28 protein-coding genes and 1 tRNA gene are annotated in these 25,034 nt (G+C 59.9%); 18 read left to right on the top strand and 11 right to left on the bottom strand.

What is annotated here, in order from left to right; genetic code table 11:
- Nucleotides 1–23 precede the first annotated feature (23 nt).
- Together AC1RMF_RS22360 and AC1RMF_RS22355 are read left to right on the top strand one after the other, a co-directional pair.
- Nucleotides 24–2,135, top strand: a complete 2,112-nt coding sequence (locus AC1RMF_RS22360) for a methyl-accepting chemotaxis protein (protein WP_342620819.1) — start codon at nucleotides 24–26, stop codon at nucleotides 2,133–2,135.
- Nucleotides 2,136–2,181: 46 nt separating this feature from the next.
- A tRNA-Arg gene (locus AC1RMF_RS22355) sits at nucleotides 2,182–2,256 on the top strand.
- A gap of 86 nt (nucleotides 2,257–2,342) precedes the next feature.
- On the opposite strand, the gene AC1RMF_RS22350 is transcribed toward AC1RMF_RS22355, so the two are convergent.
- From AC1RMF_RS22350 to AC1RMF_RS22335, 4 genes are all read right to left on the bottom strand, one after another.
- A complete protein-coding gene (locus AC1RMF_RS22350) occupies nucleotides 2,343–2,600 on the bottom strand; it encodes a hypothetical protein (protein WP_342620856.1) in 258 nt (85 codons plus the stop codon).
- Between the two features lie 319 nt (nucleotides 2,601–2,919).
- Complete coding sequence (locus AC1RMF_RS22345; RefSeq protein ID WP_493144438.1) at nucleotides 2,920–4,134, bottom strand: vWA domain-containing protein; 1,215 nt, start codon at nucleotides 4,132–4,134, stop codon at nucleotides 2,920–2,922.
- A gap of 18 nt (nucleotides 4,135–4,152) precedes the next feature.
- Nucleotides 4,153–4,749: a GNAT family N-acetyltransferase gene (locus AC1RMF_RS22340; RefSeq protein WP_342620858.1), complete on the bottom strand. Its 597-nt coding sequence runs from the start codon at nucleotides 4,747–4,749 to the stop codon at nucleotides 4,153–4,155.
- Nucleotides 4,750–4,780: 31 nt separating this feature from the next.
- Nucleotides 4,781–5,635, bottom strand: a complete 855-nt coding sequence (locus AC1RMF_RS22335) for an AAA family ATPase (protein WP_342620859.1) — start codon at nucleotides 5,633–5,635, stop codon at nucleotides 4,781–4,783.
- A gap of 117 nt (nucleotides 5,636–5,752) precedes the next feature.
- On the opposite strand from AC1RMF_RS22335, the gene AC1RMF_RS22330 reads away from it, so the two are divergent.
- A complete protein-coding gene (locus tag AC1RMF_RS22330; protein WP_342620860.1) occupies nucleotides 5,753–6,418 on the top strand; it encodes a c-type cytochrome in 666 nt (221 codons plus the stop codon).
- 32 nt (nucleotides 6,419–6,450) lie between these two features.
- Here the strand turns inward: AC1RMF_RS22330 and AC1RMF_RS22325 are convergent, their stop codons facing one another.
- Both AC1RMF_RS22325 and AC1RMF_RS22320 read right to left on the bottom strand, forming a co-directional pair.
- Nucleotides 6,451–7,578 (bottom strand): GGDEF domain-containing protein, encoded by a 1,128-nt coding sequence (locus tag AC1RMF_RS22325; RefSeq protein WP_493144436.1) that lies wholly within the window; start codon nucleotides 7,576–7,578, stop codon nucleotides 6,451–6,453.
- A gap of 9 nt (nucleotides 7,579–7,587) precedes the next feature.
- On the bottom strand, nucleotides 7,588–8,022 hold the full coding sequence (locus tag AC1RMF_RS22320; RefSeq protein ID WP_493144434.1) for a DUF1841 family protein: 435 nt from the start codon (nucleotides 8,020–8,022) through the stop codon (nucleotides 7,588–7,590).
- 105 nt (nucleotides 8,023–8,127) lie between these two features.
- Between AC1RMF_RS22320 and AC1RMF_RS22315 the strand changes: the two genes are divergently transcribed.
- The gene (locus AC1RMF_RS22315) at nucleotides 8,128–8,748 is read left to right on the top strand and encodes a ParA family protein (RefSeq protein ID WP_342620863.1); all 621 of its coding nucleotides are present in this window, start codon (nucleotides 8,128–8,130) and stop codon (nucleotides 8,746–8,748) included.
- 15 nt (nucleotides 8,749–8,763) lie between these two features.
- On the opposite strand, the gene trmL is transcribed toward AC1RMF_RS22315, so the two are convergent.
- Nucleotides 8,764–9,225, bottom strand: coding sequence for a tRNA (uridine(34)/cytosine(34)/5-carboxymethylaminomethyluridine(34)-2'-O)-methyltransferase TrmL (trmL, locus tag AC1RMF_RS22310; RefSeq protein ID WP_493144432.1), 462 nt, complete (start codon nucleotides 9,223–9,225; stop codon nucleotides 8,764–8,766).
- 6 nt (nucleotides 9,226–9,231) lie between these two features.
- Nucleotides 9,232–9,780 (bottom strand): ComF family protein, encoded by a 549-nt coding sequence (locus tag AC1RMF_RS22305; protein WP_493144431.1) that lies wholly within the window; start codon nucleotides 9,778–9,780, stop codon nucleotides 9,232–9,234.
- Nucleotides 9,781–9,965: 185 nt separating this feature from the next.
- Here AC1RMF_RS22305 and AC1RMF_RS22300 point away from each other — a divergent pair, with 185 nt between their 5' ends.
- The 7 genes from AC1RMF_RS22300 (at nucleotide 9,966) to AC1RMF_RS22270 (ending at nucleotide 15,766) form a co-directional block, all read left to right on the top strand.
- Nucleotides 9,966–10,853 (top strand): methyltransferase domain-containing protein, encoded by an 888-nt coding sequence (locus AC1RMF_RS22300; protein ID WP_493144429.1) that lies wholly within the window; start codon nucleotides 9,966–9,968, stop codon nucleotides 10,851–10,853.
- 177 nt (nucleotides 10,854–11,030) lie between these two features.
- Nucleotides 11,031–12,221 (top strand): cytochrome c oxidase subunit II, encoded by a 1,191-nt coding sequence (gene coxB, locus AC1RMF_RS22295; protein ID WP_493144428.1) that lies wholly within the window; start codon nucleotides 11,031–11,033, stop codon nucleotides 12,219–12,221.
- Nucleotides 12,222–12,275: 54 nt separating this feature from the next.
- Nucleotides 12,276–13,898 carry a cytochrome c oxidase subunit I gene (gene ctaD / locus AC1RMF_RS22290; protein ID WP_342620868.1) on the top strand — a complete coding sequence of 541 codons (1,623 nt, stop codon included), beginning with the start codon at nucleotides 12,276–12,278 and terminating at the stop codon, nucleotides 13,896–13,898.
- Between the two features lie 3 nt (nucleotides 13,899–13,901).
- A complete protein-coding gene (locus tag AC1RMF_RS22285; RefSeq protein ID WP_342620869.1) occupies nucleotides 13,902–14,018 on the top strand; it encodes a cytochrome oxidase small assembly protein in 117 nt (38 codons plus the stop codon).
- Between the two features lie 3 nt (nucleotides 14,019–14,021).
- Nucleotides 14,022–14,621: a cytochrome c oxidase assembly protein gene (locus AC1RMF_RS22280; RefSeq protein WP_493144426.1), complete on the top strand. Its 600-nt coding sequence runs from the start codon at nucleotides 14,022–14,024 to the stop codon at nucleotides 14,619–14,621.
- Nucleotides 14,621–14,839, top strand: coding sequence for a DUF2970 domain-containing protein (locus AC1RMF_RS22275; RefSeq protein ID WP_342620871.1), 219 nt, complete (start codon nucleotides 14,621–14,623; stop codon nucleotides 14,837–14,839). Before AC1RMF_RS22280 ends, AC1RMF_RS22275 begins: the two co-directional genes overlap by 1 nt.
- A 45-nt stretch (nucleotides 14,840–14,884) precedes the next feature.
- Nucleotides 14,885–15,766, top strand: coding sequence for a cytochrome c oxidase subunit 3 (locus tag AC1RMF_RS22270; RefSeq protein ID WP_342620872.1), 882 nt, complete (start codon nucleotides 14,885–14,887; stop codon nucleotides 15,764–15,766).
- Nucleotides 15,767–15,841: 75 nt separating this feature from the next.
- On the opposite strand, the gene AC1RMF_RS22265 is transcribed toward AC1RMF_RS22270, so the two are convergent.
- Entirely contained in the window at nucleotides 15,842–16,066 is a 225-nt protein-coding gene (locus AC1RMF_RS22265) for a twin transmembrane helix small protein (protein ID WP_342620873.1), read from the bottom strand.
- Nucleotides 16,067–16,081: 15 nt separating this feature from the next.
- Here AC1RMF_RS22265 and AC1RMF_RS22260 point away from each other — a divergent pair, with 15 nt between their 5' ends.
- The 5 genes from AC1RMF_RS22260 to AC1RMF_RS22240 are packed head-to-tail and all read left to right on the top strand — an operon-like array spanning nucleotide 16,082 to nucleotide 20,132.
- Nucleotides 16,082–16,819, top strand: a complete 738-nt coding sequence (locus AC1RMF_RS22260; RefSeq protein WP_493144425.1) for an SURF1 family protein — start codon at nucleotides 16,082–16,084, stop codon at nucleotides 16,817–16,819.
- Nucleotides 16,812–17,504: a redox-active disulfide-containing membrane protein gene (locus AC1RMF_RS22255; protein WP_342620875.1), complete on the top strand. Its 693-nt coding sequence runs from the start codon at nucleotides 16,812–16,814 to the stop codon at nucleotides 17,502–17,504. The genes AC1RMF_RS22260 and AC1RMF_RS22255 overlap by 8 nt, the downstream gene beginning before the upstream one ends.
- Nucleotides 17,505–17,509: 5 nt before the next feature.
- Complete coding sequence (locus tag AC1RMF_RS22250; protein WP_493144423.1) at nucleotides 17,510–18,619, top strand: COX15/CtaA family protein; 1,110 nt, start codon at nucleotides 17,510–17,512, stop codon at nucleotides 18,617–18,619.
- Complete coding sequence (gene cyoE, locus AC1RMF_RS22245; RefSeq protein WP_493144422.1) at nucleotides 18,616–19,512, top strand: heme o synthase; 897 nt, start codon at nucleotides 18,616–18,618, stop codon at nucleotides 19,510–19,512. The genes AC1RMF_RS22250 and cyoE overlap by 4 nt, the downstream gene beginning before the upstream one ends.
- Nucleotides 19,513–19,523: 11 nt before the next feature.
- On the top strand, nucleotides 19,524–20,132 hold the full coding sequence (locus AC1RMF_RS22240) for an SCO family protein (RefSeq protein ID WP_493144420.1): 609 nt from the start codon (nucleotides 19,524–19,526) through the stop codon (nucleotides 20,130–20,132).
- A 70-nt stretch (nucleotides 20,133–20,202) separates the two neighbouring features.
- Here AC1RMF_RS22240 and rpoH read toward each other — a convergent pair whose 3' ends face one another.
- A complete protein-coding gene (gene rpoH, locus AC1RMF_RS22235; protein ID WP_493144419.1) occupies nucleotides 20,203–21,144 on the bottom strand; it encodes an RNA polymerase sigma factor RpoH in 942 nt (313 codons plus the stop codon).
- A 137-nt stretch (nucleotides 21,145–21,281) separates the two neighbouring features.
- Nucleotides 21,282–22,298: a LacI family DNA-binding transcriptional regulator gene (locus AC1RMF_RS22230; RefSeq protein ID WP_493144417.1), complete on the bottom strand. Its 1,017-nt coding sequence runs from the start codon at nucleotides 22,296–22,298 to the stop codon at nucleotides 21,282–21,284.
- Between the two features lie 111 nt (nucleotides 22,299–22,409).
- Here AC1RMF_RS22230 and AC1RMF_RS22225 point away from each other — a divergent pair, with 111 nt between their 5' ends.
- Complete coding sequence (locus tag AC1RMF_RS22225; protein ID WP_493144415.1) at nucleotides 22,410–23,438, top strand: Gfo/Idh/MocA family protein; 1,029 nt, start codon at nucleotides 22,410–22,412, stop codon at nucleotides 23,436–23,438.
- A gap of 8 nt (nucleotides 23,439–23,446) precedes the next feature.
- Nucleotides 23,447–25,033, top strand: coding sequence for an acyl CoA:acetate/3-ketoacid CoA transferase (locus tag AC1RMF_RS22220; protein WP_493144414.1), 1,587 nt, complete (start codon nucleotides 23,447–23,449; stop codon nucleotides 25,031–25,033).
- The last annotated feature ends 1 nt before the right edge of the window (nucleotide 25,034 follow it).

Genomic DNA, 25,034 nt, shown 5'->3' with positions numbered 1-25,034 from the left:
GACATCTTTATCAGGTACGCACTATGGACAAATTCAAAGTCGGCACGCGTCTGGGCTTGGCATTTTGTCTGGTTCTCGTCATCACCGTGTTCCTGGCCATCATTGGGATGGCCCGTCTCGGAGCCCTGAAATCTGCCAGCCATGATCTGGTGGAAGTGCAGGTGCAACGTAGCACGCTGGCGCACCAGTGGGAGGCCAGCATCAACATCAACTGGGTACGCGCCGTCGCTTCCATGCGGTCTGCCGATGCCGGGTATGTGGATGTCCTGCAGAAGGAGATGGACGCCACCACCAAGTCCATCTCCGAAATCCAGAAAAAGCTGGAAACGCTGGTGCAGGATGATGCCGGCAAGGCGCTGATGGCCGATGTGGCCAAGAGTCGTGAGGCCTATCGCAATGCACGGGCCGAACTGCTGAAGAAAAAGAAGGCAGGGGAGGATGTTGCACCCCTGATAGATCACGATCTGCGGCCCATTGCAGAGACCTACCTCAAGGCACTGGCCGCATTCTCCCAACAGACTGAAAAGGCACTGACTTCCAGCCAGGAGGAGACCATTTCCGTAGGCGCCACTGGGCAATGGATTCTGGGTGTGGGGGCTGCCGTTGCGGTGGTGCTGGGTCTGGCGCTGGCCATCTTGTCCACGCGCTCCATCACGGTGCCCATCCGGCGTGCCGTGGCTTCCGCGCAAGCCATGGCCAGCGGTGATCTGGCCAGCGACATCCGCGTGGAAGGCAATGACGAAACCGCGCAAGTGCTGCAGGCGCTCTCCGAGATGCGCGGCAGTCTGGCGCGCATCGTAGGCAGTGTGCGCCAGGGTTCACAGGCCGTGGCAACAGCCAGTGCCGAGATTGCGCAAGGCAATAACGACTTGTCTGCACGTACCGAGCAACAGGCCAGTGCACTGGAGCAGACCGCGGCCAGCATGCAGGAGCTGGGCGCCACCGTTAAACAGAATGCGGAATCGGCGCGTCAGGCCAACCAGTTGGCCAGCAGCGCGTCGACAGTTGCGATCCAGGGCGGCGAAGTTGTGGGTCAGGTGGTGGACACCATGCGCGGCATCAATGAGTCTTCGCGCCGAATCTCCGACATCATCGGCGTTATCGACGGCATTGCATTCCAGACCAACATCCTGGCGCTCAATGCGGCCGTGGAAGCGGCGCGTGCGGGTGAACAGGGCCGCGGCTTTGCCGTAGTGGCATCCGAGGTTCGCGCTCTGGCCGGGCGCAGCGCAGAGGCTGCCAAGGAAATCAAGAATCTCATCAACGCCAGCGTCGAGCGCGTCGAGCAGGGCACGGTGCTGGTGGATAAGGCGGGCGAAACCATGACCGAAGTGGTCAGCTCCATCCGTCGGGTGACAGACATCATGGGCGAGATCAGTGCCGCCAGCAACGAGCAGAATCAAGGTGTCGCTCAGGTGGGTGAGGCCGTGGGCCAAATGGACAAGACCACCCAGCAGAACGCCGCACTGGTCGAGCAGATGGCGGCTGCCGCCGGCAGTCTCAAAGCACAGGCACAGGAGCTGGTGCAGACCGTGGCGGTCTTCAAGCTGGCGGGGAACGAGAGCGTCTATCGTCCTGTGCCGGCACCCGATATGGCACCAGCCGCAGCCATTGCCAGCGCACCGCGCGCGATTGCGCCGTCTGCCCCCAAACCCCTGCCCGCAGGCGGCTCCCGGGGTGATTCAGATGGTCTAGGCATCAATCTGGACAACGCCATCAAGGCCCATGCTGATTGGCGCACCAAGCTAAGGGCTGCGGCCTCCAAGCACGAGAAGCTGGATGCAGAAACCATTGCCCGGGACGATTGCTGCGAAATGGGCAAGTGGTTGATGGGCAAAGGAAGTGCAAAATTTGCCAGCCAGCCCACTTTTGTGAGCCTGGTGGCAGGGCACAAGGCCTTCCACCAGGAGGCTGGCAAGGTCGCTCGCGCGGTCAATCAAGGTAGCGGCGACGTGGACGCCATGCTGGAGAGTGGTACAGCGTTTTCCAACGCGTCCAACGAGGTCACCCGACTGGTTGTGCAGCTCAAACGCGAAATTGCCAAGCCCGCCAGCCCGGCGTTGAAGGCGCCACCGCCCAAGGTCATGGACAGAGTTGCTTCCGCAGCGGCGGATGGTGAGTGGGAAACCTTCTAGTGCGTGAGGCTTCGACGAGCAGTCTGGCTACAATCCAGCTCTGTCTCCCGACATAGTTCAATGGATAGAACGGGGTCCTCCTAAGACTCAGATACAGGTTCGATTCCTGTTGTTGGGACCACCGGACCGTCTCACGCAGTCGCACCCCATCGCAAGCTCCAACCAAGTACGTTCACGACTGGTGGGCAAAGCGCCTGCCCAACCCGGTCAATGTTCCAGATTCAGGATCAGCTGCGGATGTTCACCTTGGCGTGCGGCGTGGATGACTTCCATTTCGTGCATGAGCGCCAAAGAGCGAAGGGCGTTGAACACGGCACTGGGGAACCCCTGGCGTCTGGGGTCCGGATTTAACAATTCATCCATCACGGCGCCGAAGTCCGGCTCTTCCCAGTGCTCTTCGATCAAATTCCCGACATGGGGGTACTTTGAGCGAACCACCGCAAAAGCGAAATTGTTGTCAAGCATGGCGCATCACCTCTCAGAAGTGGGTTGGTTGACCTCAAACAGCTGGGAGCCGGGTGCTTGCACTCAGTTGCAAACCTTGACGCCCACTGGCACTCGGAAGGACCTCGGCAATTCTCTTTCGTAAGGGGGAATATTTCACCAGCGGGTTGTCTTGTCAATGCGTATCCGGAGATCGACAACAATTTAGAACAAATTCCAGAAGAAGGTGGAGAAATGCGCTGTTATCCACAGGTCTGTGCGGTTTGTACACAGCTTTCCCCGCGGTTGTGCCCAGGCGGGGCCCTCGACGGGGTGATGCCGGGCAAGTAAAGCCGTCGCGTTATTTGCTCAGGTGCCGCATGGCATCTTCGAGGCCCTTGAGGGTGAGCGGGAACATGTGCTGGCTGACCAGTTGCTGGATGAGCGCAATGCTCTGGCGGTATTGCCATACGCCCTGGGGTTCGGGGTTGATCCAGGCGAACTTGGGGAAGGCGTGGGTCAGGCGCTGTAGCCACTCGGCTCCGGCCTCTTCGTTGTTGTATTCCACGCTGCCGCCGGGCTGCAGGATCTCATAGGGACTCATGGTGGCGTCGCCCACGAAGATGAGCTTGTAGTCCTTGTTGTACTTGCGGATGATGTCCCAGGTCTCGAACTTCTCGGCATAGCGGCGCCGGTTGTTCTTCCACATGAAGTCGTACACGCAGTTGTGGAAGTAGTAGAACTCCAGGTGCTTGAACTCGGTCTTTGTCGCACTGAATAGCTCTTCCACGCGCGCAATGTGCTCGTCCATGGTGCCGCCCACATCCATGAGCAGCAGCACCTTGACGTTGTTGTGGCGTTCGGGCCGCATCTTGATGTCCAGATAGCCGGCGTTGGCCGCTGTCTTGCTGATGGTTTCGTCCAGGTCCAACTCTTCCTCATGGCCTTCGCGGGCGAATTTGCGCAAGCGACGCAACGCCACTTTGATGTTGCGCGTGCCCAGCTCCTGGGTGTCGTCATAGTCCTTGTAGGCGCGCTGGTCCCAGACCTTGACCGCGCTCTTGTTGCGGTTCTTGTCCTGGCCTATGCGTATGCCCTGGGGGTTCTGGCCGTAGGCGCCAAAGGGCGAGGTGCCGCCGGTACCTATCCACTTGTTGCCGCCTTCGTGGCGTTCCTTCTGTTCTTCCAGCCGCTTCTTGAGCGTTTCCATCAGCTCGTCCCAGCCCATCTTCTCGATCTTGGCGAGTTCCTCGGGGCTGAGGTTGAGTTCCAGGTTCTTGCGAAGCCATTCCAGTGGAATGTCCTGGGTGAAATCGGTCACCAGCTCCACACCCTTGAAGTAGGCCGCAAAGGCACGGTCGAACTTATCGTAGTGCTTCTCGTCCTTCACCAGCGCCGTGCGGCTCAGGTAGTAGAAGTCGTCCACCTGATAACCGTTGCCGTCCTCGTCGCTGCCAGGCGCTGCCGACCGGGGGCCGACCACGCCTTTTTGCAACGCCTCCAGCAGCGTGAGGTACTCCTTGACGGAGACTGGCAGCTTGGCCGCACGCAGGGTGTAGAAGAAGTCGAGCAGCATGGTGCGTGAGGGCTGTCCTCAGCCGCGTGGCTTGTTGAGCGAATGCAGCAGCTGCGCCTTGACTTCGGGCCACTCGCCGCTGCGCAGGCTGTACATCACGGTGTCGCGGATGGTGCCGTCACGGCGCAATGCGTGGCCGCGCAAGACGCCATCCTTCTTGGCGCCCAGGCGCTCAATGGCGGCCTGCGAGGCGAAGTTGAAGTTGTCCGTGCGCCATCCGACCACGTGGCAGCCCAGGGTTTCAAAGGCGTGGGTCATGAGCAGCAGTTTGCAGGTGCTGTTCACATGGCTGCGCTGCACGCTCTTGGCGTACCAGGTCCAGCCGATTTCCACGCGTTTTACGGCGGGCACGATGTCGTGGTAGCTGCTGCTACCCAGCACCTTGCCGGTGGAAGACTCAATCACAACAAAGGGAAAACGGTTGCCTGCTTCACGCATGGCCAAGGCGTCTTCAATGTATTTGCGGGTCTGCTCGGGTTCGGGCACGGAAGTGACGCGGATGTTCCAGAGCTCTCCGTCTGCGGCGGCGGCGCGCAGACCGGCTTCGTGCTCCAGGGACAGGGGGACTAGTTCCACGCCGCGGGCGGACAGGTTGACGGGCTCTACAAATGCCATGGCGATTCCTTGTGTTGGGATGGTGGGTGTCTTATCGGTTGTTGCGTTGCATGAACATCAGCTTCTCAAACAGGGTGGCGTCCTGTTCGTTCTTGAGCAGTGCGCCTACCAGGGGCGGCATGCTCGTCTTGTCATCCTTGCCATGCAGGGCTTCGAGCGGGATGTCTTCGGCCATGAGAAGCTTGAGCCAGTCCAGCAGTTCGCTGGTGGAAGGCTTTTTCTTGAGTCCTGGCAGGCCGCGGATCTCGAAGAAGGTCTTCATGGCGGCATTCAGCAGTTCGCGCTTGAGGCCAGGAAAGTGCACGTCCACGATGCTTTGCATGGTGGTGGCATCCGGGAACTTGATGTAGTGGAAGAAACAGCGGCGCAAGAAGGCGTCGGGCAGTTCCTTCTCGTTGTTGGAGGTGATGAACACCAGGGGGCGGTGCTTGGCCTTGATCAGCTCGCGCGTCTCGTAGCAGTAGAACTCCATGCGGTCGATTTCGCGCAACAGGTCGTTGGGGAATTCAATATCGGCCTTGTCGATCTCGTCGATCAGCAGGGCGACCGGTTGCTCGGAAGTGAAGGCCTGCCACAGCACGCCCTTGACAATGTAATTGTGGATGTTTTTGACACGCTCTCCGCCATCGATGTCCGACAGCTGCGAATCGCGCAGGCGACTGACTGCGTCATACTCGTACAGGCCTTGCTGGGCTTTGGTGGTGGACTTGATGTGCCACTGCAGCAGCGGCATCTTCAATGCCATCGCCACCTCTTCGGCCAACATGGTTTTGCCGGTGCCGGGCTCGCCCTTGACCAGCAACGGGCGCTGCAGGGTGATGGCGGCATTCACCGACAGCATCAGATCCTGCGTGGCGACGTAATTGGGGGAGCCGGTAAATTTCATAGCAAAGTTAGAAACATTAGGGTTGATCGGGATCAAACGTTGTGCAAATGGCGGGGGTGGGTCGATATAATCCGCCCAGTCAATTTATACCAATCACTCTTGGATTGTCTCTGCAAAATGAACAAACTTCTCTTGATCGTAGCTGCCACGCTTGTCTCCTGTGTGACCCTCGTGACTGCGCAAGCGCAGGAAGTCCAAGGTGATGCCAAGGCGGGCGCCAAGAAAAACGCCATGTGCATTGGATGCCACGGCATCATCGGCTACCAGGCCAGTTTCCCCGAAGTGCACAAGGTGCCGAAGATCTCCGGTCAAAGTGCCAAGTACATTGCCAGCGCGCTCAATGCCTACAAGAAAGGTGATCGCAAGCACCCGACCATGCGCGGCATTGCGGCTTCCCTGACGGACCAGGACATCGCTGATCTGGCGGCTTTCTATTCCACCAATGGTGTGGTGGAAGGCGCCGCCGCACTGGCAGCAGCGCCCGCAGCAACTGGCAAGGCGGCCGAGCTGGTTGCCAAGGGCAATTGCACCTCCTGCCACGGCGCCAGCTTCAGCGCCCCGATCGATCCCAGCTACCCGCGCATTGCCGGTCAGCATGACGACTATCTGTTTGTCGCGCTCAAGTCCTACAAGGCCGAAGGCAATGCACAAGTGGGTCGCGGCAACGCCATCATGGGCGGCGTAGCCAAGCAGTTCTCCAACGCGGAGCTCAAGGAACTAGCAGCCTACGTTGGTAGCCTGCCAAGCGAGCTCAAGACGGTTCCCGAAAGCCGCTTCCGCTAAGGATGCATTGGGGGGCTTCTGCCCCTGTTCATTCAGGCGAAGTGATCCTGTACCGTGGCCACACAGTTGCGGCCACGACGCTTAGCCAGGTAAACGCTTGCATCGGCAGCTTTCAGCCACGCATCAACGCCTTGTGATTGCAGTTCCGGGTTGACGTGGGCCACGCCAATGCTGACGCTACCAAGCCATTCACCCCCACCCGCGTGCACTCGTAGAGCAGAGACTTCTTCGCGCACCTTCTCGGCCGAGGTCAGGGCGCCTTGCAGGTTGGTGTTCATGCACACAATCAGGAACTCATCTCCACCCAGGCGGCATACCACGTCGTCATTGCGCACAGCCTCCGTCATGCAGCGCGCCAGGGTGCGAAGCACCGTATCGCCAGCATCGTGACCGCAGGTGTCGTTGATTCTCTTGAAGCCATCCGCGTCAATCATCATGCAGGAAAGGGCGGACCCCGTTGCCTGTGCTTTCTTCCACTCGGTGTCCAGAATGCGCATGGCGTGCCTGCGGTTGGGCAGACCCGTGAGCACGTCGGTCATGGCCATGCTTTCCAACTGCTCATTCATGTCAGAGAGCGCCTGGGTCCGCTCCCTGACGCGGGCTTCCAGCGTCTGATTGAGCTCGAACAGGGCACGGCTGCGCTCGGATACCTGCTCGATCAACCGGTTCATGGCCTGCAGCAGCAAAGCAGTGGCTGGGTCCCTGTTCTTATGAAAGGCGAGGTAGGCTTCGTGCGGCGGCACACCTTCGGCAATGGCGCGAATGGCTCCGGCCATCATCTGGTCTGAGCCCAGAATGTGATACGCCAGCCAGTTGGCCAGGTATTGCAGCAACGCGTGTGCAGCCTCGGACTGGTTGCCCGCGACTTCCGCATGCATGTGGTCGAGATCGCTCAGGAATTGAGTGTGCTCTCTCAGATGGTGACTCAGCTGGATCGGATCGAGGCCCGCGCCGGTCATCAATGCCTCTTCTTCCTTGAAGTGGTATTGGGTGTAGCGCGTGAGCTCTCCGAACAGGGCTTCGATTTCCTGTGCGCTTGCGCCTTCCGGCTGCATCAGCAGGTCGCCAAACTGGTTGATCAGGTCAACCAAGTAGTGGTGCTGCTCGTCCACCATGGCCTGGCCGGTGACAAAGCACTGATCCCATTGAAAGGATTCCATAGGCCTCTGTCAGTCTTTTGTGGCGTGGCGTTGTATGCAGGCGATATAGCTGTCGCCGTCAGGCGGTCGACCGGCCTGCTGACTTTCCCACAGCATTTTGCCCAGGCATTCCATGGCTTCGTGGTGGGCCAGGTGCAAGGAGTTGCGCTTGTGCGTCAATAGCTCCACGGCCTGCCGGATTCCACGCGGCTGATCAATGCTGCACTGCTCGCTGATGGACAGGTGCATGGACAGATGCAAGAACGGGTTGGTGCGTCCGGCATTCACGGTGGACATGGAGGCCAGCGCAGCGTCAACATCCGCAAAGTCGGCGTGGTATTCAGGGTGTTCGTCCATCCAGCGGGCGGCGATGATTTCGATCGCCTCCAGCGGCTTGCCCTCGCGAGCCTTGGCGAAGGTTTCGCAGAAAAAGCGACGGACGTCTTCTTGGGAGGGGCTGAACATGGGGGGCAAGCGTAGCATGACCTCGGTTAAAGGGCGTGGGCAAACCACTGTCCTATATCAAACTCGTACCATTAGGGCATTACATTCATTGCTACGGAGGTGGTTATGCCGGTGGTTGTCGTTGCCAATCCCAAGGGAGGTGTGGGGAAATCCACCCTCTCGACCCAGGTCGCTGGTTATTTCGCGTCTAAGGGGCATGCGGTCATGCTGGGGGATGCCGACCGGCAGCAGTCCAGCAGGCTTTGGCTGAGTTTGCGCCCGCCTTCAGCCCGCACCATCAGCACGTGGGAGTTTGACAGCGAGAACGTCGCCAAGCCCCCTAAAGGAACTACCCACGTGGTGCTGGATACTCCCGCCGGGCTACACGGCCGCCGGTTCAAGGACATCATGAAGCTGGCGGACAAAGTGCTGGTGCCGCTGCAACCCAGCATTTTTGACATGTATGCCACCCGTGCTTTTCTGGACGAGCTGGCCGCCAATTCGCACGCGGCCAAGGCCCGGGTCGGCATCATCGGCATGCGGGTAGATGCTCGGACTATTGCCGCAGACAAGCTCGCAGAGTTTGTGCAGTCCATTGGGCTGCCCATGGTGGGCTACGTTCGCGATACCCAGAACTTCATCCATCTGACGGCCCAGGGGCTCACGCTGTTTGATGTGGCTCCCCACAAGGTCGAACGTGACCTGGAGCTATGGGAGCCGATCGGCCAGTGGCTGGACCAGCGTTGAGGACTTATGCCGACTTCAGGCAAAACCGTTCTGGCGCCAGGCTTCAAAGACGGTGACGGCAACTGCGTTGGATAAATTCAGGCTGCGCTGACCCTCACGCATGGGCAGGCGCAGGCACTGTTGCGGTTCAAAGAACGCACGCACGCTGTCGGGCAAGCCTTTGGTCTCGGAGCCGAACACCAGCCAGTCACCTGCCTGGAAGGCCAGGTCAAACGGGCTACGCGTTCCGCGTGTCGTCAAGGTGAATGTCCGTGCAGGATCGGGTTGAGCCGACTGCAGAAAGGTTGACCAGTCGGCGTGGCGGCTGAGGTCGGCGTACTCGTGGTAGTCCAGGCCTGCACGTCGCATGTGTTTGTCATCCATGGAGAAGCCCAGCGGCTCCACCAGGTGCAGATGGCATCCGGTGTTGGCCGCCAGGCGGATGATGTTGCCGGTATTTGGGGGGATTTCCGGCTCTACGAGAACGATATTGAACATGCCCGATTATTCCGCACGGGCCAGTACGATGGCAGTGATGTGTGTCGCACCCGCGCGGCGTAACGCCCGTGCTGCAGCGTGCAGGGAAGCGCCAGTGGTCATGACGTCATCCACCAGGACAATGCGTTTGCCTTTGGCGGCAGGCGCGAATTCGGGCGCCAAGGCGTAGGCGCCTCGTACGTTGGTCAACCGCTCCTTGCGAGGCAAAGTACTTTGTGGCGGGGCTTCCTTGATCCGAAGCAGTACGTCGTGTTGCAGTTTGGAGGTGCCCAGACCGCGTGCCAGCTCCAGGGCCTGATTGAAGCCGCGCTGCTGCAGTCGCGCCGGTGACAGTGGCATGGGGAGCACCCAGTCTGCGCAATCCAGAGCGGGCTCGACCCAGGGCATGCTGCGCATCAGTGCGGCAAAACCGGGAGCCCATCCTGTGCCCTGGTGAAACTTGAATTGGACGATCAACCCCGCCCATGGGAAGTCATAGGTCACGGCGGCCAGAACGGCATCCAATGGCGGCGGCTCTGCCACGCAAGTGCCACATTGCATCAGGGTATCGGGCAAGGAGCATGCGCAGGTGGGGCAGCGATGCACCGGTTGCCCGAAGCGTTGTACGCAGGGTTCGCAAATTGCCCGCGTCGGCCAGGCGTGACAGACCGCACACTGGCTGGGGATGTGGCGGGATATCCCGGCAAGCAACTGGCGAAACATGGCGCCAATATACTGATCCTCAGCCATTTGCGAGAACGATGAACACCAAACGCCCTCCTTCCATAGACCCGACGGCCGCCAGCCGCTGGGCGCGCCATCTGCCCACCGAATCGCCCTGGCTGCACGAGGAAGTGGCGCGGCGCATGGAGGATCGTCTGCAATGGATAGTCCGTACCCCCGCAAGCTGGATGCACTGGGGGCCGCTGCAAGGTGGGCGGCAGGTACATGAGCAGCTGGTTCGCCGTTACCCCAAGGCCCACAGCTACGTGCGGGAGGAAACGCCTGCGCAAGTGAAGCTGGCGCAGCAGCACTTGCAGCAGGCCTGGTGGCGCCCAGCCCGCTGGTTGCAGGCCGGGGTCCAATTTGATGCGCCTGTGCAGCCGGTGCAAATGCTGTGGGCCAACATGGCGCTGCACATGGATGCCGATCCGCAGGCCCTGATCCAGCGCTGGCATGGCGCACTGGAGGTGGACGGCTTTCTGATGTTCTCCTGCCTGGGGCCCGATACGCTGCGTGAGCTGCGCACGGTCTATGAGGCACTGGGGTGGGCGCCGCCCAGTCATGCGTTTACCGATATGCACGACTGGGGCGACATGCTGGTGCACGCCGGATTTGCCGAACCGATCATGGATATGGAGCACATCACACTCAGTTACTCCACTGGGGAAACCCTGCTTGCGGAGCTACGTGGATTGGGGCGTAATTTGCACATAGACCGGTTTGCGGCCTTGCGCGGGCGCAATTGGCGCCGCTCCTTAAGCGAGGCACTGGAGCGGCAATTGAGGGGGCCGGATGGTCGCCTCACGCTGACCTTCGAAGTGATCTATGGACATGCCTTCAAACCCGCAGCGCGCATGCCGGTTCGCCCTGAAACACGGGTCTCTTTGGATGAATTGCGCCAATCATTGCGCAAGATCAAACCTTAGTTCCACTCCCATTGACTTTCGTGCTTGACATAAGCGCCTTACGTTGACCTTAGGGGGCGGTCTGCTGGGCTACAATCGCCCGAAAGAATTTCTGGCAATCAAGTGATTGAGTCCCGACAACTGCTAAGGGACGCCAGTGAGTGAGACGGCACGCAGCAGCACACAGAGGTACGAACGATGAAGAGCGTTTTCAATTGGTTGGCGACGGCTTTGATATCAGCCACCGCTTGGGCCGGGTCGGCAGCATTCACGCTGGCACGCGCGGTCGAAGATTTGCCGGGAGGCCCGTCGGTTAACCAGTTGAACCTGACCCAGGGTGTGACCAAAATTTCTGAAGATCAGGCGTGGTTGCACTGGTTCATGTTGATCGTTTGCGTCGTGATCTTCGTTGCGGTATTTGCCGTGATGTTCTATTCCATCTGGAAGCACCGCAAGTCTGTGGGCCACAAGGCTGCGCTGTTCCACGAAAGCGTGGCGGTTGAAATTGCCTGGACGGCTGCACCTTTCATCATTGTGGTGGTCATGGGTCTGATGGCTACCAAGACGGTGGTCGCCATGAAGGACACCACCAATGCCGACCTCACCATCAAGGCCACTGGCATGCAGTGGAAGTGGGGTTACGACTACCTTAAGGGCGAAGGCGAGGGCATCGGTTTCATTTCCACGCTGGACGTGGAGCAGCGCGAAATGTCCAACAACGGCGGCCCCAAGAAGGGCGAGGTCGTCAACGATTACCTGCTCAAGGTGGACAACCCCTTGGTGGTTCCCGTGGGCAAGAAGATCCGCATCATCACCACCGCCAACGACGTGATCCATGCCTTCATGGTGCCAGCTTTTGGCATCAAGCAGGATGCCATCCCCGGATTTGTACGTGACACCTGGTTCCGTGCCGAGAAGACGGGTGATTTCTATGGCCAATGCGCCGAGTTGTGCGGCAAGGAGCACGCCTACATGCCGATTCACGTGAAGGTGCTGTCCGCCCAAGACTACACTGCCTGGGTTGGGGCCGAACAGAAGAAGATGGCAGCCAAGGCAGATGATCCGACCAAGGTCTGGACCTTGGAAGATCTGATGGCACGTGGTGAAAAGGTTTACTACACGCCGGGTGCTTGCGTGTCCTGCCACCAGGCCAGCGGCAAGGGCGGCGGCACGGTGAAGCCTCTGGATGGCGCGGCCGTGGTGCTGGACGCAGACAAGTCCAAGCAGATCCAGGTGCTGCTCAATGGCCAGAACAATGGTGCCATGCCGTCTTGGAAGACTCTGAACGACACCGAGATCGCAGCCGTGATCACCTATACCAAGAACCATTGGTCCAACAAAACCGGTCAGCTGGTGCAGCCTGCCGACGTGATGGCCTTGCGCAAGTAGTTGCCTTCGGCAACCAACGCAAGCCCCATGAAGTGAATTGAGAAGGAAGAAACAATGAGCGCAGTTCTAGGCCACCACGATCACGCCCATGAGCACCATGACGATCACCACGCCCCTACGGGCTGGCGTCGCTGGGTGTTTGCAACCAACCACAAGGACATCGGCACGCTGTACATGATCTTCAGCCTGACCATGCTGATGATCGGCGGGGTGCTGGCGTTGCTGATCCGTGCCGAGCTGTTCCAGCCAGGGCTGCAGTTCGTCAACCCCGAGCTGTTCAACTCGCTGACCACCATGCACGGTCTGATCATGGTGTTCGGTGCCATCATGCCGGGCTTCGTGGGTTTTGCGAACTGGATGATCCCGCTGCAGATCGGCGCCAGTGACATGGCCTTTGCCCGCATGAACAACTTCAGCTTCTGGCTGATGATTCCTGCGGCTCTGATGCTGGCAGGCTCCTTCTTCATGCCCGGCGGCGCACCCGCTGCGGGCTGGACGCTGTATGCGCCGCTGACCCTGCAAATGGGCCCCAGCATGGACGCCGGCATTTTTGCGATGCACATCCTGGGCGCGTCTTCCATCATGGGCTCGATCAACATCATCGTGACCATCCTCAACATGCGCGCTCCCGGCATGACGCTGATGAAGATGCCCATGTTCGCCTGGACCTGGTTGATCACCGCTTACCTGCTGATTGCCGTCATGCCTGTGCTGGCCGGTGCCATCACCATGACGCTGACGGACCGCCACTTCGGCACCAGCTTCTTCAATCCGGCTGGTGGCGGCGACCCGGTGATGTATCAGCACATCTTTTGGTTCTTCGGTCACCCTGAGGTGTACATCATGATCTTGCCGGCTTTCGGCATCATCAGCCAGATCGTTCCGGCCTTTGCCCGCAAGCGTCTGTTCGGCTATGCCTCCATGGTGTATGCCACCTCTTCGATTGCCATTCTTTCGTTCATCGTCTGGGCGCACCACATGTTCACCACCGGCATGCCGGTGACGGGCCAGCTGTTCTTCATGTACGCCACCATGTTGATTGCGGTACCTACCGCGGTGAAGATTTTCAACTGGATTGCCACCATGTGGCGCGGTTCCATGACCTTTGAAACGCCCATGCTGTTTGCCGTGGGGTTCATCTTCGTGTTCACCATGGGTGGGTTCACCGGCCTGATCTGCGCCATGGCACCTATCGACATCCAGTTGCAGGATACCTATTACGTGGTGGCCCACTTCCACTATGTGCTGGTGGCCGGCTCCCTGTATGCCATGTTCGCCGGCTACTACTACTGGAGCCCCAAGTGGACCGGTGTGATGTACAACGAGACACGCGGCAAGATCCACTTCTGGTGGTCGCTGATTGCTTTCAACGTCACCTTCTTCCCCATGCACTTCCTGGGTCTGGCCGGCATGCCACGTCGCTATGCTGACTACCCCATGCAGTTCGCCGACTTCAATGCTGTGGCTTCCATTGGCGCCTTTGCATTTGGTCTGGCACAAGTGTTCTTCATCTTCTTCATCGTTGTGCCCACCATGCGTGGCAAGGGTGAAAAAGCGCCCCAGAAACCCTGGGAAGGCGCCGAAGGCCTGGAGTGGGAAGTTCCCTCACCGGCTCCTTTCCACACCTTTGAAAACCCGCCCAAACTGGACGCCACTGCAACCCGCGTGATTGGTTGAGCCATGGCACAAACTCCTGAGCAAAAGAAGGCTAATCTGCGCATGGGCCTGATCCTGGCGTCTGTGGCTGCGGTCTTCTTTGTGGGATTCATGGCCAAGATGATTCTGCTGGGCCATTGAGCGATGAATCTGCAGCGACTCAACCGCCAGATGATGGGCAAGCTTGCCGTGGTCACGGCAGGTATGTTCGCATTCGGCTATGGATTGGTGCCGCTGTACAAATCCATTTGTGAGCTGACCGGAATCAACGTGTTGGCGCTGGGTGAGCAGTCCATCCCCGGAGTGAAAGCCCAGGTGGCGGCCAACACCCAGGTCGACTTGAGTCGCACCATCACGGTCGAGTTTGATGCGAATTCGCGCGGCCCCTGGGAGTTCAAACCGGCGCAGCGTTCGGTGCAAGTGCATCCGGGTGAACTGACCACGGTAATGTACGAATTCCAGAATGTGCAGAACCGTCGCATGTCGGCGCAGGCCATTCCCAGTTACGCGCCTATGCAGGCGCAAGCGCATTTCCAGAAGGTGGAGTGTTTTTGCTTCAACCAGTACACGCTGGAACCGGGTGAAAAGAAAACTTGGCCGGTGGTGTTTGTGGTGGACTCCAAGCTGTCCAAGGACGTCAAGACTATCACCTTGTCGTACACGTTTTTTGAAGTGGGCAGTGGCACACCACCGGCTCCTGTGGCCAGTGTCAAGCCAGCACCTGTTGCGGGATTGGGAACCTGATGGCCAGCGAACCGCCATCTGCTCCGGCGCAGCGAACTTCATTTGCGCGCAGCATCAAGCTGGTCGCATGGTCCTTGTTGGGCATACGCAGCCGCAAGGGCTATCAGGATGATCTGGCCAAGGTCAATCCAGTGCATGTGGTGTTGGTTGGGTTCGTGGCGGTGCTGCTGTTTGTGGTGTCGCTGATTGGTTTGGTCAATTGGGTGGTCGCCAAATAGGGCGCTATCGCTGAAACGTTTTTAAGAAGAAGGAATGGAGCCGAAATGAGTTCAACGACACACGGATCAACACCGTATTACTTCGTACCCGGGCCATCGCGTCATCCGGCCATGGCGGCACTCGGCCTGTTTTTTGTCATTCTGGGTGCAGGCCAATGGGTCAACGGTGTTCAATGGGGCAAGTACTCGCTGTTCGCTGGCCTGATCTGGTGGCTGGGCGTTCTGTACCAGTGGTTTGGTGATGCCATCAAGGAAAGCCAAGGCGGTCAGTACGGTCGCAAGATCGATCTGTCGTTCCGCTGGAGTATGAGCTGGTTCATCTTCTCGGAAGTGATGTTCTTCGGCGCCTTCTTCACTGCACTGTGGTGGGCCCGTTCGCACTCGGTGCCTGCGCTGGGAAGCCTGGACAACTCCATGCTCTGGCCCGGCTTCAAGGCGGTCTGGCCCAGCTTGGCTGCCGGCGTGACAGCCTCTCCTGCAGGAACTGTGGAACCCTTCACCACCATGGGCCCTTGGCCCCTGCCCACCATCAACACGGCCTTGCTGCTGAGCTCGGGCGTTACCTTGACCATTGCACACCATGCCTTGCTGGCTGGCAAGCGCAGCAAGACCATCGGCTTTATGTGGATGACGGTATTGCTGGGTATCACGTTCCTGTGCGTTCAGGGTTATGAATACCACCATGCCTATACTGAGCTGAACCTCAAGCTCAGCTCCGGCGTGTACGGCTCCACCTTCTTCATGCTGACTGGCTTTCACGGTTTCCACGTTCTGGTGGGCATGTTGATGCTGCTGTTCATCACCCTGCGTTTGCAAAAGGGTCACTTCAGCGCCGACAACCATTTCGGTTTTGAGGGGGCGGCCTGGTACTGGCACTTCGTGGACGTGGTCTGGCTGGGACTGTATGTTCTGGTGTATTGGCTCTAAGTCCAGCAGCTCCCCAAAAAAAGGCACCGCGCGCGGTGCCTTTTTGATTGGTGTCCCTTCACTTGCTCAACAGTTCTATTGCCCGCTCTGTATGCCTGTAGGATGGATCCAGCCCATCATCCAGGCCAGCAGAATGCACAGGAACAACAGCACCGAGAAGCCCACCCGCAGCGCCAAGGCACGTGCCATGCGTTTGGATTTGTCCGCAGGATTCTGGCTTCCACCTCGGAGCATGAAGAATAGCGCTGCCGCAAGGCTGGCAATAATGGCCAGAAAGACCAGTGCAACAAGGTATGACATGCTGGCGATTATCCCGTGAATAGCAGGCTGCGGTTTTTCTGGATCACACTGGCCACCGTTGTCGGCATCGGCGTGACCGGCTCCCTGGGGCGCTGGCAATTGCACAGGGCGGCCGAAAAGGAGGCATTGCAGGCCAGCATGGATGCGCAAGGTGCCAAGCACTACCTGGATACGCCCACACTGCTTGCAAGCCCGGATCCAAGCGTATTGATTCATGAGCACGCGCAGCTGCGCGGGCACTGGATGGCCGATCAGACCGTCTATCTGGACAACCGGCAAATGGATGGCAAGGTGGGCTTTTTCGTCCTCACTCCCTTGATGCTGGACGGTGACAAGCAGGCCATTGTGGTGCAGCGGGGCTGGGCCCCACGCAACTTTGAGCAGCGCGACGCCCTGCCAGCGGTGCAAACACCAGCCGGCTGGGTGACGGTGGAAGGGCGGGTTGCCCCACCCCCCAGCAAGCTATTCGAGCTTGGCAGCCCCGCCACGACCCCGATACGGCAGAATCTGAACATGGAGCAGTACCGGGCACAAACCCGTTTGCCGCTTCTTTCCGTGACATTGGTTCAGACGGGGCCCGGCAGCGAAGGATTGCAACGCGCCTGGCCCGCAGTCAATCTAGGGGTAGAAAAGCATTACGGCTATGCCCTGCAGTGGTTTGGTATGGCCGCCTTGATGGCCTTGCTGTATCTCTGGTTCCAGTTTCTCAAACCTCTTTACTTCCGCTCCAAGGATTCGAAGCCTCATGCATAGTGATAGTCCGCAAGAAGACCAGCCTCTGGGCCTGACCGTGTACTCCATGCCCACACCGTCCGAGATTGCCGCTGATCCAGCTGCGCGTACCCGGGTGGGGCGCTGGAAGATGGCCTTGGTGTTTCTGATCTGTGCCGCACCGGTGGTCGCTTCCTATTTCACCTATTACGTGGTGCGTCCCGACGGCCGTCGCAATTACGGCGAACTGATCGACCCGCAAAGGCCACTGCCTGACGTGATGGGAACCTCACTGGACGGCAAGCCGGTCAATCTGCGCACGCTCAAGGACCAATGGTTGTTGGTCAGCGTGGCAGGCGGCGCGTGCGATGCCGCCTGCACCAACCGCCTGTATTTCCAACGGCAATTGCGCGAAGGTCTGGGCAAGGACAAGGACCGCGTGGACTGGGTCTGGCTGGTGGACGATGAAGCACCGGTTGCAGACACACTGCAGCCCGCCTTGCGCAGCGCCACGGTGATACGCGTCCCCAAGGCCGCCTTGGCGCAATGGTTGGCTCCGCAAGCTGGCGCCCAGCTGGAAGACCATCTTTACGTGGTGGATCCCATGGGCAACTGGATGATGCGCTTCGCCCCTGAAGTGGACCTGAAAACTGCGCCTAAGATCAAGAAGGACCTGGAACGTTTGATGCGCGGTTCCGAAGGTTGGGACAAGGCTGGTCGTCCCTGAATCCCATGGCGGTTCCGCTCTACAACCTTGCGCCGGTATTGCCCATCCTGATCCTGGGCCTGCTACTGGCACTGGCGCCAGTCGCCTGGATTGGTTTGCGTCACCAGCAAGCCGCTCCCGGAGCACGGCTGCGCGCCTTGACCCTGGTGACGCTGTTTCTCACGCTGGATCTGATCCTGTTTGGCGCATTTACCCGACTCACCGACAGCGGGCTGGGTTGTCCCGATTGGCCGGGCTGTTACGGTGAAGCGAGTCCTTTGGCCGCACATGCGCCCATCCATGCTGCACAGACCGAAATGCCCAGCGGGCCGGTCACCGTGTCCAAGGCCTGGGTCGAGATGGTGCACCGCTATCTGGCCACGGCGGTAGGTGCACTCATCACAGTGCTGATGGTCATGTCCTGGATGTCCATCCGACGGGCGAAGCGTCGCATTGCATGGGCAGATTGGTTGCCTACATTCACCTTTGTCTGGGTCTGTGTGCAAGGTGCCTTTGGCGCGCTTACTGTGACCATGAAGCTCTTTCCCGCCATCGTCAGCCTGCATTTGCTGGGAGCCTATTTCCTGTTGGCACTGCTGACGCTGCAAGGCGCGGCCATGTCGACTTCCGGTCCGCGCACCGCACCGTCCGTGGCGCCGCGATGGATCGCGGCAGCACTCGCGCTACTGGTGCTTCAAGCGGCATCAGGCGCCTGGGTCAGCACCAACTATGCCGTGCTGGCCTGCAGCGAGTTTCCACGCTGCCAGGGACAGTGGTGGCCGACCATGGACTTTGCGCGTGGCTTTGAAATCTGGCGCCCGCTGGGCGAAAGCGCCGATGGTACCGTCCTGAGCTTTCAGGCCATGACTGCGATACACGTGGCCCATCGCCTGTTGGCCATGGTCACCGCACTGGCTCTGACCACACTGGCGTGGTGGCTGCGCAAAGACGATCTGTTGCAAAGACCAGCCCGCTGGCTGGGGGCTTTGGTCTTGTTGCAACTGGCCACGGGATTGAGCAATGTGGTGCTGGGCTGGCCCATGGCGGCCGCCATTTCGCATACCGGTGGAGCCGCCGGCATGGTGGCTGCGCTGGTGTGGATGCTTGCGCTGTGCAAGGCAAAGGTGACTGAATGATTGCGAACTTCTACATGATCAATATGACGGTGCTGCGCCAGTTCCATGCGCTGACCAAACCCCGCGTGATTCAGCTCATTGTGTTTTGCGCGCTCATCGGCATGGTGCTGGCTGTTCCTGGTGTTCCCAGTGCAGCACAGGTCGGCGTGGCGGCACTGGCCTGTCTGGGAATCTATCTGGTGGCGGGAGCTGCTGCCGCCTTCAACTGCATCGTGGAAAAAGGAATCGATGCCAAGATGAAACGCACCTCGTGGCGGCCCACGGCGCGCGGGCAGTTGAGTGACACGCAAACATTGGTGTTCTCCGCCATCCTGTGCATCGCGGGTTCAACGTTGTTGTACTTATGGGTGAACCCGCTGACCATGTGGCTGACCTTTGCCACCTTTGTCGGGTACGCGGTCGTCTACACCGTCATTCTCAAGCCGCTGACGCCGCAGAACATCGTGATCGGCGGCGCTTCTGGTGCCATGCCGCCGGTGCTGGGTTGGGCTGCCATGACGGGTGACGTAGGGCCCGAAGCCATCATCCTGTTTCTCATCATCTTTTTGTGGACGCCACCGCATTTCTGGGCCCTGGCGCTGTACCGCGTGGAAGACTATCGCAAGTCCGGATTGCCCATGCTGCCGGTCACACACGGCAGCGAATTCACCCGCTTGCACATCCTGCTTTACACCTTTGTGTTGTTTGCGGCCTGTCTGCTCCCATTTGTCTACGGCATGAGCTCCTGGCTGTACTTGGCCGTGGCCGTGGCGTTGAGCGTGGGCTTTTGCTGGTATGGCTGGAAGTTGCTGCGCAATTATTCGGATGAGCTGGCGCGCAAGACCTTCCGTTTTTCCCTGATCCACCTGAGCGCCCTGTTCGCGGCGCTACTATTGGACCACTATCTGCTTTGATTGACGGCTCTATGACCCATAAACGCCAAACCCTGCAGCGCCTGGCCGCTGCAACCCTTCTTGCTACCAGCGTGCTGCTGGGGGGCTGCTTCGAGTCCAAACCTTCCTTCTCCGCGGTGGATGTCACCGGCGCCGATTACGCCAAAGCTTTCGAGTTGAACGACCACAACGGCAAGTTGCGCCACCTGACGGACTTCAGCGGCAAGGTGGTGGTGATGTTCTTTGGCTATACCCAATGTCCCGACGTGTGCCCCACCACCATGGCCGACATGGCCGAGGTCAAAAAGGCGCTGGGCGCCGATAGCGACAAGCTGCAGGTGCTGTTTGTGTCGGTTGATCCCGAACGCGACACCCCGGAACTGCTCAAAGCCTACATGGAAAACTTTGATCCGACCTTCCTAGCTCTCTACGCGCCGCCCCAGAAGCTGGAGCAAGTAGCCAAGGACTTCAAGGTGTACTACAAGAAGGTGGAAGGCAAGACGCCCACCAGCTACAGCATGGACCACTCGGCGGGCAGCTACATTTACGACCCCAAAGGGCAACTGCGTTTATTCTCTCGCTACGGCAGCCCCAAGGATGCGGTGATCAAGGACATCCAGACCCTGCTCAAAGGCGCGTAAACGCGCAGGGCATGAAAAAAAGCCCCCGCAGTTCAGGGCTGCGGGGGCTTTGTTTTATGTTGCTAGGTGATCAGGCGTAGGCGGCCAGCGCCGTCTTCATCTTCTTCATGGCTGCCACCTCGATCTGGCGAATGCGCTCGGCACTGACACCGTATTCGGCGGCCAGGTCGTGCAGTGTCATACCGCCGGAGTTGTCGTCATTGACCTTGAGCCAGCGCTCTTCCACGATGCGGCGGCTGCGTGCATCCAGGCTGTTGAGTGCCGTGGCAATGCCGTCGGTTGCCAGAATGTCGCGCTGACGCGCTTCGATCATGGCCACCGGCTCGTGGTTGGTGTCGGTCAGGTAAGCGATAGGGCCAAAGGCGTCTTCACCGTCGTCAGACGGGCTGGGGTCCAGCAACACGTCACCGCCGGAAAGCCGCGTTTCCATCTCGATCACTTCTTCCGGCTTGACGTTGAGTTCGCGCGCCATGGCGTCGATCTGCTCGGGGTTCAGTGTGTCGCGGTGGGTGCCCAGGTCGGCTGCCGCGTCGTCGCTCTTGAAACGTTGCTTCATGGAGCGCAGATTGAAGAACAGCTTGCGCTGGGCCTTGGTGGTGGCCACCTTGACCATGCGCCAGTTTTTCAGGATGTATTCGTGGATTTCGGCCTTGATCCAGTGCATGGCATAGCTCACCAGGCGCACGCCTTGATCGGGGTCAAAACGCTTGACCGCCTTCATCAAGCCCACATTGCCTTCCTGGATCAGGTCGCCGTGGGGCAGTCCGTAGCCCAGGTACTGACGGGACACGGAGACCACCAGACGCAGGTGCGAGAGCACGAGCTTTCCGGCGGCTTCGAGATCGTTATCCTGCTTGAACTTGCGTGCGTATTCCTGCTCTTCTTCCAGGGTGAGCATAGGCAGGCGGTTGGCCGCAGAGATATAGGCGTCCAGATTGCCCAGCGGTGGCACCAGCGACCAGGGGTTGGCCACCGAAAGTGCGTTGGTTGGGACGGTCAGGGAAGCAGTCATAGCAGAACTCCTTGTGTTCATTGCATGATATTAGCACTCCTGTATAGAGAGTGCTAATTGTTCGTGTCAATGGTGTAAAGCGGCTGGGGCTATCGCCCAAATGGTCCGCTTTGGGCCGCTGGACCACACCCCTTTGTTCAGCCGGTCTGGCGAATCACCAGCTCCGGAGCCGAGGTGTAGATCATGCGCTTGGCATTCGGGTTCTGAATGCGCTGCAGCAGGATGGAAGCCGCCTGTTCGCCCAGCTCGCTGGGACGTATGTCCACCGTGCTCAGGGGTGGATTGGAGTGGGCGGAGTCGAGCACGTTGTCGAAGCCGAACAGGGCGATATCGGAGCCAGCCCGCAGTCCTTTTTCGCCCAGTGCCGACAAAGCGCCAAAGGCCACGATGTCGTTGTAGCCCACCGCTGCGGTAACGGGTGGGGTGATGGCAAGCAAGGCGTTCATGGCCTGGTGGCCGCCCTCCCGGTTGGGGTTGGCATGGATGACCAACTCCTCTTTGAATTCCATGCCATGGGCCTGTAGCGCCTGCTTGTAGCCGGACAGTCGCTGCGTAAACACCACGCCGTTCTGGCCACCCAGAAAGCCGATGCGTTTGTGCCCGGCCTCGATCAGGTGGGTGGTGGCCAGGTAGACGCCGCGCTCGCTGTCCCCGCCGGCAAAGTCGTAGCTTCCAGGCCCCAGATTGCGCACAAACACGGTCAGCGGGATGCCCCAGCTCTGGACGGTTTTCAGAATGGAGCGCGGCGTGTTGAGTGCCGGACACAGCATGATCCCGGCGGCATGCTGCTCACGCATGGATTGCAGCACCTTGTCCTGCAGCGCAACGTCTTCCCGCGTATGCGCCATGAGAACCACATAACCGGCTTCCACCAGCTTGCGTTCTATGCCCACCAGGATCTCGGCAAAGAAGGGGTTCATCAGATCATTGATGACCACGCCAATGGCGTTGGAGGATTTGCCGCGCAGTTCCCCGGCGCGCCGGTTGTAGACGTAGCCCAGCTTCTGTGCCGCCTCCTTGACGCGATCTGCTGTTTCTCCTTTGATCAGCGGGCTGCCCTTGAGCACCAGGGAGACGGTGGATTTGGAAACATTGGCTTCGGCAGCCACATCGACGATGGTGATGGTGCGCGTGCTCGGTGGTCTGGTAGCCATGGCGGATTGGTGTTTTCCCTAGGTTCTTGAATTAACACTTGTCAAATGCTTTGGAACGTTCCAATAATTCATCTATTGCAACGTTCCAATAAGCATACGGCAAAAAGCAAAATGAACCAACAAGTAGCTACTACCGGCTGGGGCCTCATAGGCGCAAGCACCATCGCCCGCCAGTACATGGTCGATGCCATCCGTGCCCAAGCCGGCCATCGCGTACAGGCGGTGATGAGCAGTCAGCAGGAGCGCGCCGATCAGTTTGCGCATGACCTGGGCATACCGCGCGCTTACAGTTCCTTGGACGCACTGCTGGCCGACCCGGACGTACATGCGGTCTACATCAGCACTACCAACGAGCTGCACCGCGACCAGGTTCTGGCCGCAGCGGCGGCAGGCAAACACGTGTTGTGTGAAAAGCCTCTGGCGCTGACCACGGAAGATGCCCTGATCATGGTGCGGGCCTGCCAGCAGGCGGGCGTGGTGATGGCCACCAACCACCACCTGCGCAACGCCGCCACCCACCGCAAGATGCGTGAGCTGATCCGCCTAGGCGCCATTGGCCGGCCTCTGTTCGCGCGCGTGTTCCACGCGGTCTATCTGCCGCCGCATCTGCAGGGCTGGCGTCTGGACAAGCCCCAGGCTGGCGGCGGTGTCATTCTGGACATCACGGTGCATGACATCGATACCCTGCGCTTCACGCTGGACAGCGAGCTGGTGGAGGTCGTGGGCATGTCCCAGTCCGCCGCCATGGCCAAGGAGGGGCTGGAGGATGGCGCCATGGCCGTGCTGCGCTTTGCCAACGGCGTGCTGGCGCAGGTGCATGACGCGTTCACCGTCAAGCACGCTGGCACTGGTGTGGAATACCACGGCGAAGCAGGGTCGCTCATAGGACGCAATGTCATGACCCAGCAACCCGTGGGCGAAGTCATCCTGCGCAATGCCGAGGGCGAACAGGTCATCGCCATCGACCACCAAAGCCTGTATGCACGTGGTGTGGCGTCATTCTGCGAAGCCATGTTGGGCCGCGGCGAGCCTGCGGCCACGGCCCTGGATGGCGTCCAGTCCCTGGCGGGCGCGCTCGCCGTACTCGACGCCTGCAAGACCGGCAGCCGCCAGAGCGTCCCCCCTCTCACGATCGAATGAACACACCCATGAGAAACAAAGTCATCTCCGCGCGTCAGGCCGCCGCCCTGATACACGACAACGATGTGGTCAGCATCAGCTCCAGCAGTGGCCTGGGCTGCCCGGATCGGGTCCTCCAAGGCATTGGCGAGCGTTTTGACGAAGAGGGCGCGCCGCGCAATATCACCACGCTCAACCCGATTGCTGCGGGCGACATGTACGGCATCAAGGGCATAGACCACATTGCCAAACCCGGTCTGCTCAGCCGCATCCTGGCCGGCTCCTATCCCAGCGGACCTTCTTCGCTGCCCATGCCCGCCATCTGGAAGATGATTGTCGAGAACCAGATCGCGGCCTACAACATCCCCAGCGGCATCCTGTTTGACATGCACCGCGACGCCGCCGCCCGGCGCCCCGGCGTGCTCACGCAAGTCGGCGTGGGCACCTTTGTGGACCCGGCCCAGCAAGGCTGTGCCATGAACGAGAAGGCAGCAGCGCATCCGGTGGTGCGCAAGGAGCACTTTGATGGCCAGGACTGGTTGTACTTCCCGGCTATCGTCCCGCGCGTTGCCATCATCCGTGCCACCACGGCCGATGAAAAGGGCAACCTCACCTACGAGCACGAAGGCGCGCTACTGGGTGGCCTGGACCAGGCGCTGGCTGCCCGCAACAACGGCGGCATCGTGATCGCCCAGGTCAAGCGTGTGGTCAAGGAGGGCAGCCTGCGGCCACACGACGTGCATGTTCCCTGCAACCTGGTGGATTACGTCGTGGTGGATCCCGAGCAGTGGCAGACCACGCAGACGGTGTACGACCCCGCCATCAGCGGCGAAATCCTGCAGCCCCTGAGTACCTTCGAGACCCAGCCCTTCAGCGCCGAGAAAGTCATCGCACGCCGCGCCGCGCTGGAACTCCGGGACGGCACCGCCGTGAACCTGGGTTTTGGCATCTCGGCCAACGTGCCGCGCATCCTGCTGGAGGAGGGCCTGCACGGCGCCGTGACCTGGGCCATCGAGCAGGGCGCCGTGGGCGGCATGCCGCTGCTGGGGTTCGCCTTTGGCTGCGCTTCCAATGCGGATGCCATCATGGCCTCCAGCAACCAGTTCACCTATTTCCAGGGCGCAGGCTTTTACACCACCTTGCTGTCCTTTTTGCAGGTGGATGAAAACGGCAGCGTCAATGTCTCCAAGCTGGGCGCCAAACCCTACCTCACGGCAGGTTGCGGTGGTTTTGTGGACATCACGGCACACGCCCGCAACATCGTGTTCTCGGGCTTCTTTACCGCGGGCGCCCAACTGGAAGTAGGCAGCGGCAAGCTGACCATTCTCAAAGAGGGCAAGACGCGCAAGTTCGTGCGCAAGGGCGAGCACATCACCTTCAGCGGTGTGGTGGGGCGCCAGCGCCATCAGCATGTCACCTATGTCACCGAGCGCTGCGTCATCCGCCTGGAAGAAGACGGGCTGACGGTGACCGAAATCGCTCCGGGCGTGGACCTGCAGCGCGACGTGCTGGACCAGTCCGAGGTCGCATTGCGCGTAAGCCCTGCGCTGAAAGTGATGGATGCGGCCATCTTCACCGACGCGCCCATGGGCCTGCAACTCCAGCCCGGGAAGTAAC

It is taken from the genome of Rhodoferax sp. GW822-FHT04A08, assembly GCF_058801025.1.
Note: the sequence above shows the minus strand (reverse complement) of the source record. Positions and strands in the feature narration are given on the sequence as shown.